This window comes from Streptococcus sanguinis (genome assembly GCF_001078705.1).
GTDB lineage: Bacteria > Bacillota > Bacilli > Lactobacillales > Streptococcaceae > Streptococcus > Streptococcus sanguinis_D.
Genome location: NZ_CDMW01000001.1, coordinates 973,655 through 988,943, shown reverse-complemented (window position 1 = coordinate 988,943; position 15,289 = coordinate 973,655). Strand labels below are relative to the sequence as shown.

The 15,289-nt window shown below is 42.6% G+C and carries 17 protein-coding genes; all 17 read right to left on the bottom strand.

Going from position 1 to position 15,289, the window contains the following annotated elements:
* Window position 1: 1 nt before the first annotated feature.
* Window positions 2–109 carry a TIGR04197 family type VII secretion effector gene (locus SSV_RS12220; RefSeq protein WP_304362495.1) on the bottom strand — a complete coding sequence of 36 codons (108 nt, stop codon included), beginning with the start codon at window positions 107–109 and terminating at the stop codon, window positions 2–4.
* A 3-nt stretch (window positions 110–112) separates the two neighbouring features.
* A complete protein-coding gene (locus tag SSV_RS12215; protein ID WP_255297039.1) occupies window positions 113–268 on the bottom strand; it encodes a hypothetical protein in 156 nt (51 codons plus the stop codon).
* Window positions 269–626: 358 nt separating this feature from the next.
* Window positions 627–1,214 (bottom strand): ribosome biogenesis GTP-binding protein YihA/YsxC, encoded by a 588-nt coding sequence (gene yihA, locus SSV_RS04945; protein ID WP_072073923.1) that lies wholly within the window; start codon window positions 1,212–1,214, stop codon window positions 627–629.
* Window positions 1,215–1,224: 10 nt separating this feature from the next.
* The gene (gene clpX, locus SSV_RS04940) at window positions 1,225–2,454 is read right to left on the bottom strand and encodes an ATP-dependent Clp protease ATP-binding subunit ClpX (RefSeq protein WP_072073922.1); all 1,230 of its coding nucleotides are present in this window, start codon (window positions 2,452–2,454) and stop codon (window positions 1,225–1,227) included.
* Window positions 2,455–2,678: 224 nt separating this feature from the next.
* Complete coding sequence (locus tag SSV_RS04935; protein ID WP_072073921.1) at window positions 2,679–3,191, bottom strand: dihydrofolate reductase; 513 nt, start codon at window positions 3,189–3,191, stop codon at window positions 2,679–2,681.
* A gap of 124 nt (window positions 3,192–3,315) precedes the next feature.
* Window positions 3,316–4,155: a thymidylate synthase gene (locus SSV_RS04930; protein ID WP_072073920.1), complete on the bottom strand. Its 840-nt coding sequence runs from the start codon at window positions 4,153–4,155 to the stop codon at window positions 3,316–3,318.
* A 104-nt stretch (window positions 4,156–4,259) separates the two neighbouring features.
* Window positions 4,260–5,219 carry an ROK family glucokinase gene (locus tag SSV_RS04925; RefSeq protein WP_072073919.1) on the bottom strand — a complete coding sequence of 320 codons (960 nt, stop codon included), beginning with the start codon at window positions 5,217–5,219 and terminating at the stop codon, window positions 4,260–4,262.
* A gap of 112 nt (window positions 5,220–5,331) precedes the next feature.
* Window positions 5,332–5,742: a GNAT family N-acetyltransferase gene (locus tag SSV_RS04920; protein ID WP_072073918.1), complete on the bottom strand. Its 411-nt coding sequence runs from the start codon at window positions 5,740–5,742 to the stop codon at window positions 5,332–5,334.
* A 72-nt stretch (window positions 5,743–5,814) separates the two neighbouring features.
* Window positions 5,815–6,402, bottom strand: coding sequence for a hypothetical protein (locus SSV_RS04915; RefSeq protein ID WP_072073917.1), 588 nt, complete (start codon window positions 6,400–6,402; stop codon window positions 5,815–5,817).
* Entirely contained in the window at window positions 6,399–8,267 is a 1,869-nt protein-coding gene (locus SSV_RS04910) for an ABC-F family ATP-binding cassette domain-containing protein (RefSeq protein ID WP_072073916.1), read from the bottom strand. The genes SSV_RS04915 and SSV_RS04910 overlap by 4 nt, the downstream gene beginning before the upstream one ends.
* Window positions 8,264–9,463 carry a CCA tRNA nucleotidyltransferase gene (locus tag SSV_RS04905; protein ID WP_072073915.1) on the bottom strand — a complete coding sequence of 400 codons (1,200 nt, stop codon included), beginning with the start codon at window positions 9,461–9,463 and terminating at the stop codon, window positions 8,264–8,266. Before SSV_RS04905 ends, SSV_RS04910 begins: the two co-directional genes overlap by 4 nt.
* Window positions 9,460–10,227: a 4-hydroxy-tetrahydrodipicolinate reductase gene (gene dapB, locus SSV_RS04900; protein ID WP_072073914.1), complete on the bottom strand. Its 768-nt coding sequence runs from the start codon at window positions 10,225–10,227 to the stop codon at window positions 9,460–9,462. The genes SSV_RS04905 and dapB overlap by 4 nt, the downstream gene beginning before the upstream one ends.
* A gap of 41 nt (window positions 10,228–10,268) precedes the next feature.
* The gene (locus tag SSV_RS04895) at window positions 10,269–11,117 is read right to left on the bottom strand and encodes a DegV family protein (protein WP_072073913.1); all 849 of its coding nucleotides are present in this window, start codon (window positions 11,115–11,117) and stop codon (window positions 10,269–10,271) included.
* Between the two features lie 2 nt (window positions 11,118–11,119).
* Window positions 11,120–11,494 (bottom strand): DUF1149 family protein, encoded by a 375-nt coding sequence (locus SSV_RS04890; protein WP_002915309.1) that lies wholly within the window; start codon window positions 11,492–11,494, stop codon window positions 11,120–11,122.
* A gap of 126 nt (window positions 11,495–11,620) precedes the next feature.
* The gene (locus SSV_RS04885; RefSeq protein ID WP_072073912.1) at window positions 11,621–13,582 is read right to left on the bottom strand and encodes a PTS fructose transporter subunit IIABC; all 1,962 of its coding nucleotides are present in this window, start codon (window positions 13,580–13,582) and stop codon (window positions 11,621–11,623) included.
* Complete coding sequence (gene pfkB / locus SSV_RS04880; protein ID WP_072073911.1) at window positions 13,579–14,490, bottom strand: 1-phosphofructokinase; 912 nt, start codon at window positions 14,488–14,490, stop codon at window positions 13,579–13,581. Before pfkB ends, SSV_RS04885 begins: the two co-directional genes overlap by 4 nt.
* The gene (locus tag SSV_RS04875; RefSeq protein WP_072073910.1) at window positions 14,487–15,230 is read right to left on the bottom strand and encodes a DeoR/GlpR family DNA-binding transcription regulator; all 744 of its coding nucleotides are present in this window, start codon (window positions 15,228–15,230) and stop codon (window positions 14,487–14,489) included. Before SSV_RS04875 ends, pfkB begins: the two co-directional genes overlap by 4 nt.
* Window positions 15,231–15,289 lie beyond the last annotated feature (59 nt).

The window sequence follows — 15,289 nt, the reverse complement described above, 5'->3', positions numbered from 1 at the left end:
TTTATCCAATCTTAGAAGCAATATCTGAGTCCATAAAATCAAAGTTGATGCCTATTTCCTGAATGCAATCTGCAAACTGACTAACAGACTCCAACATTTGGCTAACCATCTGTTATTCTTTATCTAAGTGATTATGAGCTAAAGAATTACCACTATAACGACTGACTGTATCTTTATTGGTCTTCATTTCCTTCTCAGCTGCCACAACCTTAATTTCTCTACTGTGGATAGCTGAAATTTCACTATTACTCAAAATTGTACCGCTCATTTTCTATTCTCCAAGTTGTATTTTATACTATTTTATCACAACTATATATTTTTTACTAAAAAATATAGTATCATTCTATAAAAATAGCACCTATCTCCCTTTTATCCGCAAAAGTTATAAGCAAGGTATTTAGAAATACCAAAACTCAAAAAAATTATATCTATTATTAATTCAAATAAAATCTATCATTATATCTTGACAACATTTCTTTTTTTCATACAGAATAGATAACATAATAGATTATATTGTCAAAGAGTTGATAAAAAAACTACTTCCGATATTTTCAGAAGTAAGTTGTTTTTTTTTTACTCATAATTTTAAACTTCAATTATCTAACTTTCAAGATCAGTACTAAAGTTTAAATCTTACTCAAAATCGCTTCCCAAGCAGCATCTAAGCCATCCTTGGTGACTGAGGAAAAAAGAATGAAATCATCATTTTTGTCAAAGTCCAGTTTTTTCTTAATAGCTGACTCGTGCTTATTCCATTTTCCGCGAGGGATTTTATCAGCTTTGGTCGCTACTAGAATGACTGGAATCTCGTAATACTTGAGAAATTCATACATCTGCACATCATCTGCACTAGGATCGTGCCGAAGATCGACAAGGCTGACAACCGCTCTGAGATTTTCACGACTGGTCAGATACTCCTCAATCATCCGCCCCCATTTTTCACGCTCTTTTTTGGAAACACGGGCATAGCCATAACCAGGCACATCTACAAAACGCAGCTTGTCATCAATGTTAAAAAAGTTTAGCAGCTGAGTTTTTCCAGGTTTTCCAGAAGTTCGCGCTAAATTTTTACGATTGAGAAGTGTGTTGATGAAGCTGGACTTTCCGACGTTTGATCGACCTGCTAAGGCAATCTCTGGAATATCATCTTGAGGGTAGTGCGATTTATTGGCTGCACTCAGCAAAATCTCTGCGTTGTGGGTATTGATTTCCATAAGCACCTCGTTAGGCAGTTTCTAGAATAGGCTTATCTGTTCCATCTACTGCTTCTTTGGTAATGCGGACAAGTTTTACATTTTCCTGACTTGGGACCTCAAACATGACATCCATCATGGTTTCTTCGATGATAGAGCGAAGGCCACGTGCACCAGTTTTACGTTCGATCGCTTTATTGGCAATCTCCTGCAGAGCTTCTTCGTCAAATTCAAGCGTAACATCATCATAAGACAGAAGTGCCTGATACTGCTTAATAAGGGCGTTTCTAGGCTCTTTCAGAATACGGACCAAATCATCAACTGTCAGTTGCTCCAGAGCAGCAAAAACAGGCAAACGGCCAATCAACTCAGGGATAATACCAAATTTTTGAACGTCTTCTGAGATAATTTCCTGCATGTAGGAACTATCTTCGTCGATTGCTCGGTTGTTCTGACCGAAACCAATGATTTTCTCACCCAGACGCTGTTTTACGATTTCTTCGATACCGTCAAAAGCACCGCCAACGATGAAGAGAATGTTCTTAGTATCAACTTGAATCATTTCCTGCTGCGGATGCTTGCGTCCACCTTGCGGCGGTACACTAGCTACTGTTCCTTCGATAATCTTCAGCAGAGCTTGCTGAACTCCTTCACCCGAAACATCACGGGTGATCGAGACGTTTTCGCCTTTTTTAGCGATCTTGTCAATCTCATCGACATAGATAATGCCGCGTTCTGCGCGCTCAATATTAAAGTCAGCCGCCTGCAAAAGCTTGAGGAGGATATTTTCCACATCTTCTCCGACATAACCAGCTTCAGTCAGAGCAGTTGCGTCCGCAATGGCGAAAGGCACATTGAGGCTGCGAGCTAGAGTCTGTGCCAGGAAGGTCTTACCTGACCCGGTCGGGCCAATCATCAAAATATTTGACTTTTGCAGTTCCACATCTTCTTCTTCTCGGCTGTCGTGGTAGTTAATACGTTTGTAGTGATTATAGACCGCTACTGCTAAGGCACGCTTAGCTCGGTCTTGCCCGATAACGTAGTGGTTCAAGATATTCAGCAGCTCCTGAGGTTTTGGCACCTCAGACAGATCTGCCAGCACTTCCTCAGCTAGCTCTTCACGGATGATTTCCTGCGCTAGCTCCACACATTCATTACAGATAAAGGCATTGTTACCAGCGATAATCTTCTGAACCTCATCTTGGTTCTTCCCACAGAAAGAACAAAAAACCATCATATCATCATTACGACTTGTAGGCATTGTTTACTCCAATTCTAAAATTCTAAATCTATTTATTTTCTTTCGTACATGTTAAAAAAGTGTCATATAAAAAGCATGAATGGAATTTACAAGATTTGTAAAAGCATTCAGCAAAAATAAAGCTGCCAGTCCAAACCGCTTTTTCCGAAAGGTTTGAACGGCACAAATAAGACAAATGACACATAAAAAGGCCGTAAAAAAACCAAAAATACTACGTTCCATTCTTACGAGTCCTTCCTTTGGTATCTTTTTATAGTGAAATCATAAGGATTCTTTTCATCTTTGGCATGAAATTCACTGCTAACTTCCTGATAAGGAGCCCAGTCAAATGTCTCAGGGAAATAGGTATCTCCTTCCAACTTAGCAGAAATCTGAGTCTGAATCAATTCTTCCAAATACGGCTCAAAAGCTCTGATAATTTGCGCTCCGCCGATAATATACAAGTTTCTATCTTGCTTTTGGTACCACTCCAAAACATCTTCCACATTGTTGAACAGTAAGACATTTTCATTGTCAACTTGGTAGTTCTTGTCCTTGCTCAAAATCAAACTGATTCGATTTGGCAAAACGCGACGCTGCAGACCATCAAAGGTCACACGCCCCATCAAAATAGCATGTCCAGTGGTTGTTGCCTTAAAATGCTGCAATTCTGCAGGTAGATGCCAAGGCATGACCTTGTCTTTTCCAATCAGACCATCCTCTGCCTGAGCCCAAATGGCAATAATCTTCTTTGTCATCCTTTTATCCTTTGTATTAGTAACTCTATTCTATCAAATTTGCCGTAAAAAGGCATGTTTAAAGTATGATTCAAGCAGAACTTTTGCAAAGGTTGGCTGTTTTCGCATACACTTATCAAAATCGTTAAATAGCCAAATCAAACTTCAGCTGAGGTTTAACGGGATCATAGTCTAATAACTCAAAATCTTCTGCTTTGATATCAAAGAAATTGGTTCCATCCGGCACATTTAACACGAGCCTAGGGTGACAGTCGCTAGGTTCCCGACACAATAGCTCCTCCGCCTGCTCGAACTGATTGTCATAGATGTGCAAGTTATTGATAAAGTAAAAGAACTTGCCAATTTTCCAGCCGAAATGCTTGGCAATCATCATCTGCAGAGCCACATACTGCATAGCATTAATATGGTGAGCAACCAACATATCATTTGAGCGCTGAGTCAGAGTCGCATCCAGATAAATGTCTCCATCTACACGCCGAACGTCAAACATGGTTTGAAAAGCGCATGGAAGCAAGCCATCTGTTTCTTCAAAAGCTTCATAATCCCAGAGAGAGATGATATTGCGACGGTTCCAAGGATTGGCTTCAAGCTGTTGGAGAATTTTATTGATAATATTGTGCTTCTTGACAACTGCTCCGTAGCGCTGCCCGATAGTACCCGTATCGCCAACTTCCCAGTCATTCCAATAGTGAACATTGTATTTGTCATTGAGCAATTCTAAGCTATTAGACTGATCTTGATAGATCCAAAGAACTTCCTTGATGGCAGACTTGATGGCAATAGGGCGCAGAGTCGTGATTGGGAATTCTCCCTTGCTCAAATCGTATTCCGCAAAAGAGCCAGTGATATATTTGGAATTGGCCACATTTCCATCCTTGTAGCGCGGACGGGCATTTTCAGAAAAAACACCCTGCTCCATAATTTTTTTAATATTCTCTTTGAAAATCGTATCTGCTAACGTCATGATTTCTCCTTCGTTCAGTGAGCTTTTTCTAGTATAGCAAATTTTCCACAAAAATTCTCCTACAGGCCTTTCTGCAGGAGAACAAATGAAGCATACTTGTTGAATTATTGTAAGACCAATGAAGCTGCCCCGATAACACCAGCATCATTTCCAAGAGTAGCCAAGGCTAACTTGGTTGAAGTACGAACCTGCGGGAAGCTGTTCTCTTCATAAACCTTGCGCACACCTTCCAGTAGGAAGTCACCCGCAGCTGATACACCACCTCCGATAACAATTGTAGATGGATTTAGGATAGAACCGATATTGGCACAGGCAATTCCTAGATAGCGCGCGAAATTGCGATAGACAATCAGAGCCAGCTCATCGCCCTCTTTCGCCAAGTCGAAGACAACCTTTGCATTGACATCTTCACCATTGTCAATCAGTTTTTTCAGCTCAGCATCACCAGCATACTCATCAGCATAGCGACGAGTCAAATTAACAATACCAGTCGCAGATGCAACAGTCTCTAGGCAGCCTTTCTTGCCACAGGTACATTGAATCGGCTGATCGAAGTCAACAGTGATATGGCCCAACTCTCCTGCTGCTCCAGCAAGTCCATGCAAGAGCTTACCTTCGGCAACAATTCCTCCGCCAACACCTGTACCTAGTGTCATGAAGACTACATCAGGCTGGTTTTCTCCAGCCCCCATCCAGCGTTCACCCAAAGCGGCAACGTTAGCATCGTTGTCAATATAGAAAGGAATCCCAGTCGCTTTTTCAATCTTATCCTTGACTGGCTGCAGCGTCTTCCAATTGAGGTTGTAAGCACCAATAACAGTGCCCTTTTCTCGGTCAACTACTCCTGGCGAGCCCATACCAATCCCAATAAAATCCTCTGCTGAAAGCTGAAGTAATTCCAAACGATGCAGGATTGACTCAATCATATCATCTACGATGTGGCTACCTTCGTCCAAAATATTGGTTTTAATGGACCATTTTTCCTGAATTTCGCCCTCTGAGGTTAAAATAGCAAACTTAATAGATGTTCCACCAAGATCAATTCCGATTATTTTTTTCGACATGATGTTCTCCTCTGTGTTTTATTTATCATCATTATATCAGATTTTTTCAGTAAGGAAAAGGTTTGCATAAAGAAAAGTGAAAATCAAATCCATCTTTATTCCCAAAGTAAACTCACAGGTCTTTTGTATAATAATACCTTTCACCAGTATAGGGGTATTCTTTCAACGCGAACACTTCTGTATAGCCGTGCTGTTTATAAAAATCTGGGGCTTGAAACCGATACGTATCCACAAATGAATATTTGCATTTTCTTTCTCTGGCTTCTTGTTCAGCCTTGCACAGTATTTTTGAGCCTATGCCTTGCCCTCGTAAATCCTCACTCACATACAAATATTCAATCTCCAGCCAATTACCAAAAGTTTCGGCCGCCATACCAGCCAGCAGATTTCCTTGTTCGTCTTCTACATAGATGTTAAGAGGCTCACTTTTGGAGGGCTCCCTCTTAGAGCGATTATAGGCCCTGATTAAGTTTCCCAGTTCTTGTGTTTTCTTTGAGTCGGTATTTTCCAATCTTAGTTTCATAGATGCCTCCGTTCCATCTCTAAAGGTTTTAGATTAACAGTATATGAAACTGTTCGGACTATAAAATTTCTATTAACTATTTTTCTGTCTTACTTGCCATTGATTATGGTAGTCCACCATCGTTTTATAAATATATTTTGGTTTCTCTTTTTTCAGTAACATAAGAGTAATTTCTAACGGTTCAGGAATACCAAACTTATATCTTTTGCTCTTTCTAGAAGCAAGCCTACTTCTCTTCAAAACCGCAGGATCCACTGAATGAAAACAAATCGTCAAAATATGACTCTTATTGAATAATTGATATTTTGCATAATGTCGAATACGTTCAATTCTATAGTCTATCCTCTGGATTTCTTCCCAACTATAAAACGAAACTTCTCTAAAAAGAAGGGGTTTAAAGTAAAAACCCTGTTCCGTTAGACGAAGAAAACGTTTATCCCTAAACAAACAAATCCATACCAAAATAGAAAGAAAATCAAAAACAATTGTACCTATCACTAAAAACATTTTTTCAATCACAGAAATATTGGAGTCGAATAATAGGTATCCATTTTTAGATGGTAATACAAGAACTGTAGTCATAAAGACAGCAAGAGCGCTCGCCGATATAGCTAAGATGATTATCTTCAACCAGCTCTGCCTAAACACTACTTCTTTCATCCGTCTAACCCACTTAGGTATTCATAGCGCTCGTATTTTTCCAGCAGTTTCTCGTTCTGCTCATCCAGTTCTTGCTGGAGTTGAGACAGGCGAGCAAAGTCAGAGCCATTCTCCTGCATGGCCGTTTCAATCTCAGAAATCCGCTCCTCCAGCGCCTCGATATCGGCCTCGATAGTCTCCCACTCCTGCTTTTCAAAGTAGGTCATGCGCTTTTTATCCTCGCGCACCTTGGTCGATTTTTCCTTTTCCGCCTTTTGGGAAATAGCAGAGCTTTCTGCCAGAAAGGCTTTTTCATCCAGGTAATCCGTGTAATTACCGAAAAATTCTCTAATGGTTCCATTCTCAAAAGCTAAAATCTTGCTGGCTACCTTGTCCAGGAAATAACGGTCATGGCTGACCGTAATAACTGGCCCGGCAAAGCCTTGCAAAAAATTCTCCAAGACCGTTAGAGTTGCAACATCTAAATCATTGGTCGGCTCGTCAAGAAGCAAGACATTCGGCTTTTCCAAGAGAAGCTTGAGCAGATAAAGGCGCTTTTTCTCTCCGCCAGAAAGCTTTTCGATTAAAGTCCCATGAGTAGAACGAGGAAAAAGAAACTGCTCCAAGAGTTCTGCAATGGAAGTCGTTCCACTGCCTATCTTGACCTCCTCGGCCACTTCTTGCAGGTAATTGATGACCCGCTTAGACTCATCCAAACCCTCAATCTGCTGAGAGAAATAGGCCACTCGGACTGTCTCTCCGATAAGGAGCTGACCAGCTTGAGGCTGAAGTTTACCGCCAATCAGATTGAGCAAGGTTGACTTGCCGACACCGTTATCTCCGACGATTCCAATACGGTCCTTGTTCTGGATCAAAAGACTAAATTGAGAGAGAATAGGCTTCTGATCATAAGCAAAGTCCACATTTTGAAACTCAATGACTTTCTTACCGATACGGCTAGTTTCAAAGTTCATTTCCAGATTACTGTCAGTCGTCAGACCGACCAAATCTTTCTTTAGGTCATGGAAACGATTAATCCGAGCTTGTTGCTTGGTTGCCCGAGCCTGAGGCTGCCGCCGCATCCAAGAAAGCTCCTGCTTGTACAACTGCTGTTTCTTATGAAGCAAGGCCGCATCCCGCTCATCCTGCTCTGCCTTGAGACGAACATAGTCTTGATAATTTCCTTGATATTCAACCAAGCGACCGCCATCTAACTCAAAAATCCGAGTTGAAATATTATCCAAGAAATAACGATCATGGGTGATGAAAAGCACGGTCTTCTTGGAATTTTTCAAGAAATTAGTCAGCCATTCAATGGTATCAATATCTAAGTGGTTGGTCGGCTCATCCAGCAAGAGCAAATCTGCATCGCCTAAGAGAACTTGGGCCAGCTGAACTCGACGACGAAGACCTCCTGATAACTGACCAACCTTAAGTGACAGATTAGTCAGACCAAGCTTGGACAGGACCGTCTTGACCTGACTTTCGATTTCCCAAGCATGGAGTGAGTCCATCTCGGCCATAATCGCTTCTAGTCTAGACTGTTGACTTTCATCATAAGCCGTCAAGAGCAGCTCATACTCTCGAATCAACTGCATTTCCCGTAAATCACTAGACAAAACAGTGTCAAGCACCGTCTGCTCCTCATCAAAATCAGGCTCCTGAGTCAGATAAGCAATCTTATAACCCGTCTTAGCAGAAAAAGGGCTGACATCACCGTCAAAGCCCGACTTTCCTGATAAAACATCCAGCAGCGTTGTCTTTCCCGTTCCATTGACACCAATCAGACCAATCCTGTCCAATTCATGAATGATAAAGGAAATGTCCTGAAAAACTGTCTTATCTCCTACTGATTTGGTTAGCTTGTTAACGATTAAATCGCTCATCTCTTCTCCTTGATATAGCCATAAATGGCCTCTAAGTCATTAGGTAAGTGTCCGTCTACAATAGCATATTCCAACTCTTTCAAAATTTGGCCAAGTTTTGGCCCTGACTCAAAGCCGAACTCCCGCATCAGCATGCCGCCATTGACTACCATTTCCTGCTTGCTATGAATAGTTAGACTGGCATCAAGATTCTGAATAGCAGAGAAATCCACTGCCAAACCTTGCGCCTGCCGAAGCTCTTCTGCTTGTAGCAATAAGTCAATATCATAGTCATAGCAGTCTCGCATGGTCAAGTTTCGTTCTGAACGAATAGCCGCAATCTCAGCCAAATCTTCTACTTTATTGGCAAATTCACGAGAGGTCTTCCATTTTTTTAGAAAGCCTTTGACATTTTGCACATCCAAGGCCAGTAAAAGGGCTGCCCAAGCCTGCTCGGATGCTGAAAAGCGAAAATCTGAAGCCAAATCGAAGAGCCTTTCTAACTTAGCTCTGCTTCCCTTCAAATCAGGCAGAAATTCTATGGCACCGCTTGTCAAGAGTGCCTCTAATCCCTTGCGCCAAAACGGAGCCAGCAAGAGCTTGTCAAACTCGATAAAAATTCGTTCAACTGAAATCTTTTCCAGCAAGGGAGCACAATCCTTCATAGCTGCAAAAGTATCTTGCTCCAGATCAAAATCCAAGGCAGCTTGAAAACGAAAGCCGCGCATGATGCGCAGAGCATCTTCATTAAAACGCTCTGCAGCCGTTCCAACCGCCCGCAAAATCCGATTTTCCAAGTCATCCAAGCCTTGGAAAAGATCGATGACTTGACCGTTTTCATCCAAAGCTAGAGCATTGATGGTAAAATCGCGCCGCTTAAGATCTTCCTCCAAAGATCGCACAAAAGAAACCTTACTGGGCCTGCGGTAATCCACATAGACATCCTCGGTCCGGAAAGTAGTCACTTCGTATTCACGGTTATTTTCCAGAACTAAGACAGTTCCATGCTCAATCCCCACATCAACTGTCCGTTCAAAGATACGCTTGGTTTCCTCAGGATAGCTGGAGCTAGCGATATCCACATCGTGAATAGGTCGCTGCAAAAGGGCATCTCGAACAGAACCCCCAACGAAATAAGCTTCAAAGCCAGCCGCTTTTATCTTCTCTAATACTGGCAAAGCCTCCTGAAATTCAGAAGGCAGAGTTTCTAATCTCATAGTAAATGTTCCAATCCATAGACTAATTCTGAGCGTTTGACAACTTCTTTAATGGCCAGATTAACCCCTGTCATAAAGGAAGCTCGGTCATAGGAATCATGTCGCAGGGTCAATCCCTCTCCCTGACTGCCAAAGATTACTTCTTGGTGAGCAACCAGACCAGGCAAGCGAACTGAATGAATACGCATGCCATCGAAATCAGCTCCGCGGGCGCCGGCTATAGACTCTTCCTCATCAGCAGCTCCCTGCTGCTTGCTTGGTCTGACTTGGCTGATGAGCTCTGCTGTCTTAATAGCCGTCCCGCTCGGTGCATCCTTTTTCTGGTCATGATGCAACTCTATAATTTCTACATTTGGAAAATACTTAGCTGCCTGAGCTGCAAACTGCATCAGCAAAACAGCTCCCAAGGCAAAGTTTGGAGCAATCAAGCCGCCCAGCTCCTTTTCCCTAGACAATGCGATTAACTCTTCCAACTGCTCGGGAGTAAACCCTGTCGTTCCGACCACTGGGCAAAATCCCTGCTCCAGAGCAAAGCGAGTATTGTCATAAGCTACTTTAGGGGTTGTAAAATCAACCCAGACATGGGCTTCCAGCCCAGCCAATTCTTCCTTGGCATTGAAGACAGGAACACCAGCTACTTCTTTTTCATCCGTAAAGGGATCCAGCAGTCCAACTAATTCTAGTTCAGTATCTTCTGTCACCATTTTATAGGCTGCTTGACCCATTTTCCCTTTAAAACCAGCAATAATAACTTTGATACTCATGTTTCTCCTCCTTACAGAGACAAGCTTAGGTACTCAGACAATCAAATTACAGGAATATATCCCAGTGCAACGCTGCCCTCACCCAAGTGTGTCCCGATGACGCTGCCAAAGGTTGCGATAGGAACTTCGCCAGCAATACCACTGTCTAGCAGATTTTGCCGTAGTTCAGCTGCTTTTTCTGGTGCATTGCCATGGATAACCATAATCTGATAAGCACCGCCTGCTGTTCTTTCTTGGACAAGTTCCAGCATACGCTTGGTTGCCTTCTTCTCCGTCCGAATCTTTTCAAAAACCTCTATAACACCATGATCGTTAAAATACAGAATAGGCTTGATGCTGAGCAGATTTCCCAAAATAGCTGCGCCGTTAGACAGGCGTCCTCCTTTGACCAAGTGGTTCAAGTCATCCACCATGATAAAAGCACTGGTGCCATCTATCTGCTTCTGGACATTGGCTAAGATTGTTTCAAAATCTAGTCCTTCTTCTGCCCACTCTAGAGCAGATTGGACCATGATACCGAGCGGAGCACTAGTAATCTTAGAATCCAGAAAGGCAATTTTCAAACCATGAAACTCATCTTTCAGATACTGAATATTTTGGTAAAAACCAGAAATACCGCTGGATAGAAAGAGCCCTAGAACATGGGTATAGTCCTTTCCGTCTAGAATAGTGAGAATCTCTTCTAACTCAGCAATGCTAGGCTGACTGGTCTTGGGTAATTCATCTGACTGAGCCATTTTTTCATAAAATTCACTGGCTGTTAAGTTTCTACCTTCGACATAAGTCTCACCAGCAATCACGACCGGAATATCCAAGACGAAAAGATTTTCATTCTCCAGCAGGGAAGCCGGTAGATAGGTCGATGAATCTGTGATAACCGCTAACTTCATTATTAAAACTCCAAATTAATGCCTGGCAAATCCAGAGCAATTTCTGTCACTTCATAAGTCAAGCGGTTGAGCATGGTTAAGCAAGGCCGAGCCAGCTCTTCTACTTCATCGTGGTCAAATTCACTCGGTTCCTCAATAAGACGACCGTGAATGTGGTTGGCTTGCGAAATAGTTCCGCTGATAACAAAATTCTCAAAAACAATCATAAAGGTCAAAATCACAATCAATGAAGTCGTGTGGGCTTCGACATCTCTTTTGACCAATTGGAAATTCACATCAACCTTGGTTTCAGGTGTTCCATTTTCTTTTTCCCACTCAAAATTTCGGGCGTCAAAATGGTACTGACTAACAAATTCTTTTTCGCGCTGTATGTTCATTTTTATTCTCCTAAAAATATGCGATAGGCCCATTATACCATATATCGAGCGAAGTTTCCATGCTAAAATTTGCATGTTGGAAAACACAAAAAAGAACCTCACTGACAAGCGAGATTCTTTTAAATATCATTTTTCAAGTGGTTTGCGCAAGTAACCAAAGATAAGACCGCTGACTACCGCACCAATCAATACATATACCAAGTAAAGGATTGGATTGTTTGTCAAGCCGATAACGAAGATTCCTCCGTGAGGAGCCATAAGCTTGATACCAGACAATCCTACAAGAGCACCCGTAAGAGCAGAACCTACAATAAAGCTTGGAATAGCGCGGGCTGGGTCAGCAGCTCCAAACGGGATAGCTCCTTCTGTGATGAAAGACAGACCCATGACAATGTTTGTCAAACCTGAATCACGTTCTTCTTCAGTGAATTTATGTTTGAACAAAAGAGTTGCAAGAAATACTGCCAAAGGCGGAACCATACCCGCTGCCATAACTGCAGCCATGACTGGTGAACCACCAGTTGAAACAGTGCTTGCCAGTGTACTAGTACCGAATACATAAGCAGCCTTATTAACCGGTCCACCCATATCGACAGCCATCATACCACCGACCAAGAGACCAAGAAGTACAGCCGAGCTTCCGCTCAGGCTTCCCAAGAAATCGTTCAAGGCTGTATTGATTGCTGACATTGGAATATTGACCGCCAACATCACAAATCCAGTCACAAGAACACCCAGAAGAGGCAAAAGAAGGATTGAACGGATACCTTCAAGTGAGCGAGGCAGACCTGCAAGAAGCTTACGAAGGAGAAGAATGATACCACCAGCTAAGAAACCGCCTACCAAAGCTCCTAGGAAACCAGATGACACACCAGTTAATTCAAGAGTCTTCTGACCGCCTTCAGCATAGGCAACACCGCCAAATGATGCACCGCTGCTTGCAATGGCACCAGCTACGAAACCAGAAACCAGACCAGGCTTTTCAGCGATTGAGTAAGCGATATAACCAGCTAATACTGGCAACATAAAGCCAAATGCTGCTCCACCAATTGCTTTAAACTGCGCTGCAATCTCATGATAACTTCCCAGATTAGAAAGCTGATCTTTTGGTACACCTAAGATCTGATCCAGCAAGAATGCAATGGCAATCATAATCCCGCCACCAATAACGAATGGCAACATTTGGGAAACACCGCTCATCAAGTGCTTGTAGAAAGCACCGCCCAGACTAAGTTTCTCATTGCTTGATTCGGCAGCACCGCCGCCGTTAGCAGCCTTGTAAATCTCAGCATTTCCTGAAAGAGCCAGATTAATCAGTTCTTCTGTCTTACGAATACCATCCGCAACTGGACGATTGATCAAAGGCTTGCCGTCAAAGCGATTCATTTCTACTGCTTTATCTGCTGCAATGATAACAGCCTTGGCATTTTTGATATCTTCTGCTGTCAGTTTATTTCCTACACCGCTGGCACCGTTGGTTTCAACCTTGATGCCGACACCCATTTCAGCAGCGACCTTCTGTAAGGCCTCTTGAGCCATGTAAGTATGCGCAATCCCTGTCGTACAAGCTGTTACAGCTACAAGGAAGTCTCCGCCTTCATTGGCAGGTTCGACGACAGCAGGTTCTTCTGCTTTTTCTGAAGCTTGGTCAAAGAGCTCAATCACCTGATCAGGCGAAGTCACTTGGCGCAATTTATCCGCAAAACCATCCTTCATCAGGTATTGAGACAATTCAGCCAAGGCAGCCAAGTGAGTATCGTTAGCACCTTCTGGAGCTGCAATCATGAAGAAAAGGTCAGTTGGTTGGCCATCCAAACTTTCATAATCTACGCCTTTATTTGACTTGGCAAAAAGTACAGTCGCTTCTTTCACTGCAGTATTTTTGCTGTGAGGCATAGCAATCCCGTCACCCAAGCCTGTAGAAGTCAAGGCTTCACGAGCCAAAATCCCTTCTTTAAAAGTCTCGAAGTCTGTCACATAACCATGTTCCACTAGGCTTTGAATCATTTCTTCGATAACAGCTTTTTTCTCTGTTGCCTGTAAGTCAAGCAGCATCACATCTTTTCTTAGTAAGTCTTGAATTTTCATATTTTTTCTACCTCTACTTTTTCATAGATTTCTTTTATAAAATCAGCTGTCGCCAAATCATCTGAGAAGGTGGTTGCCGTTCCGCAGGCAACTCCCCATTTGAAGGCTTGAATAACATCGCTAGACCGGACAAACTCTCCAGTAAACCCAGCCACCATGGAGTCTCCAGCACCAACAGAATTCTTCACATCGCCCTTGATAGGTTTAGCGAAGTAGGCACCCTCTTGAGTTACCAGCAAGGCACCGTCGCCAGCCATGGAAATAATCACATGCTGGGCACCCTTGTCTAAGATTTGACGGGCATAACTCTCAATCTGATCCAAGCTTTCAAGCTTGACTCCGAAAATATCACCTAGTTCGTGGTTGTTAGGTTTGACTAAGAGCGGCTCAAACTCTAATGAATCAAGCAACGTCTGGCCTTCAAAGTCACAGACGACTTGTGCTCCTGTCTTTCTGGTTAAGCCAATCAGCTCCTTGTAGACAACATTTCCTAGATTTTTAGGACTGCTGCCAGCGAAGACTACTGTATCTTCTGAAGTCAGAGAAGAAAGAAATGATTTCAGTTCTTCTAGTTTCTGATGAGAAATTTCTGGACCTGGTCCGTTAATCTCTGTCTCAGCATCTGCTTTAATCTTGACATTGATACGAGTATCCTGCTCAACCTCTACAAAATGGCTGGAAATCCCTTCCTCTTCCAGAATATCTGTGATGAACTTTCCAGTAAACCCACCGATAAAGCCAGTCGCTGTATTCTCAATACCTAGACGTTTGAGAACTCGGCTAACATTGATTCCCTTCCCGCCAGCGAATTTGTCGTCACTGTCCATCCGATTGACGCTTCCTATAAGGACCTTGTCCAGACGGACAATATAGTCGATGGAAGGGTTTAGTGTGACAGTATAAATCATACTTCAATCACCTCCGTTTTTTCTTTGAGCGCTTGAATCAGTTGCGATTCATGTTGATTAGTAATAATACTTGCCTTGGCAAGAGGAGCGACCTTTACAAAGGACGTCTGTCCAAGTTTAGAAAGATCAGCCAAGACATAAGTCTTCTTAGCGTTCTCTAAAATCGCTCTTTTGACAGCTCCTTCCTCCATATCTGGAGTGGTAAAGAAGCCATTGTCAATGCCATTCATTCCAATAAAGGCCTTATCAAAATTCAACTGACCGATTTGATTTAAGGCAACACCGCCAATGCTGGCATCCGTTGAGCGCTTGACCTTTCCGCCGATAATGACTGTCGGGATATTGCGCTCCACCAACTTGGTCGCATGGTGAATGGAGTTGGTGACGACTGTCACTCTTGGATCATGCAGCTCATTGACTAAGAGCTCATTGGTTGTCCCCGCATCAATAAAAATCACATCATGCTCTTGAATCAAGCTTGCTGCCATCTTGGCAATAGCTGTCTTTTCTTGAATGCTTTTGATAGATTTTTCCTGATTACTCTCTTCTTCCTGCAGAAAATGAAAGCTTTCGGCCCCACCATGAACTCGTCGCAGTTTATGTTCGCTCTCCAGTTCATCCAAATCTCTTCTGATAGTTGACTCTGAAGTGTTTAAAGCATGTACCAGGTAGTCTAAAGAAACAAATTTTTCTTTTATGACTGTCTCTAGAATAACTTGCTTTCTTTCCGACTTCAGCATAAAGCACCTCCTTTGGAATCGTTTACGATTATTATTATACCTCTTTATTTTTCAATGTC

Bases quoted from the DNA above. Each gene is read 5' to 3' on its own strand.
- SSV_RS04935 (WP_072073921.1), bottom strand. From the start codon at position 3,191: ATGACAAAGAAGATTATTGCCATTTGGGCTCAGGCAGAGGATGGTCTG.
- clpX (WP_072073922.1), bottom strand. From the start codon at position 2,454: ATGCCTACAAGTCGTAATGATGATATGATGGTTTTTTGTTCTTTCTGT.
- SSV_RS04915 (WP_072073917.1), bottom strand. From the start codon at position 6,402: ATGAAAGAAGTAGTGTTTAGGCAGAGCTGGTTGAAGATAATCATCTTA.
- SSV_RS04895 (WP_072073913.1), bottom strand. From the start codon at position 11,117: ATGAAGTTAGCGGTTATCACAGATTCATCGACCTATCTACCGGCTTCC.
- SSV_RS12220 (WP_304362495.1), bottom strand. From the start codon at position 109: ATGGTTAGCCAAATGTTGGAGTCTGTTAGTCAGTTTGCAGATTGCATT.
- SSV_RS04920 (WP_072073918.1), bottom strand. From the start codon at position 5,742: ATGAAACTAAGATTGGAAAATACCGACTCAAAGAAAACACAAGAACTG.
- SSV_RS12215 (WP_255297039.1), bottom strand. From the start codon at position 268: ATGAGCGGTACAATTTTGAGTAATAGTGAAATTTCAGCTATCCACAGT.
- SSV_RS04890 (WP_002915309.1), bottom strand. From the start codon at position 11,494: ATGAACATACAGCGCGAAAAAGAATTTGTTAGTCAGTACCATTTTGAC.
- SSV_RS04925 (WP_072073919.1), bottom strand. From the start codon at position 5,219: ATGTCGAAAAAAATAATCGGAATTGATCTTGGTGGAACATCTATTAAG.
- SSV_RS04910 (WP_072073916.1), bottom strand. From the start codon at position 8,267: ATGAGCGATTTAATCGTTAACAAGCTAACCAAATCAGTAGGAGATAAG.
- SSV_RS04905 (WP_072073915.1), bottom strand. From the start codon at position 9,463: ATGAGATTAGAAACTCTGCCTTCTGAATTTCAGGAGGCTTTGCCAGTA.
- yihA (WP_072073923.1), bottom strand. From the start codon at position 1,214: ATGGAAATCAATACCCACAACGCAGAGATTTTGCTGAGTGCAGCCAAT.
- SSV_RS04885 (WP_072073912.1), bottom strand. From the start codon at position 13,582: ATGAAAATTCAAGACTTACTAAGAAAAGATGTGATGCTGCTTGACTTA.
- dapB (WP_072073914.1), bottom strand. From the start codon at position 10,227: ATGAGTATCAAAGTTATTATTGCTGGTTTTAAAGGGAAAATGGGTCAA.
- SSV_RS04875 (WP_072073910.1), bottom strand. From the start codon at position 15,230: ATGCTGAAGTCGGAAAGAAAGCAAGTTATTCTAGAGACAGTCATAAAA.
- SSV_RS04930 (WP_072073920.1), bottom strand. From the start codon at position 4,155: ATGACGTTAGCAGATACGATTTTCAAAGAGAATATTAAAAAAATTATG.
- pfkB (WP_072073911.1), bottom strand. From the start codon at position 14,490: ATGATTTATACTGTCACACTAAACCCTTCCATCGACTATATTGTCCGT.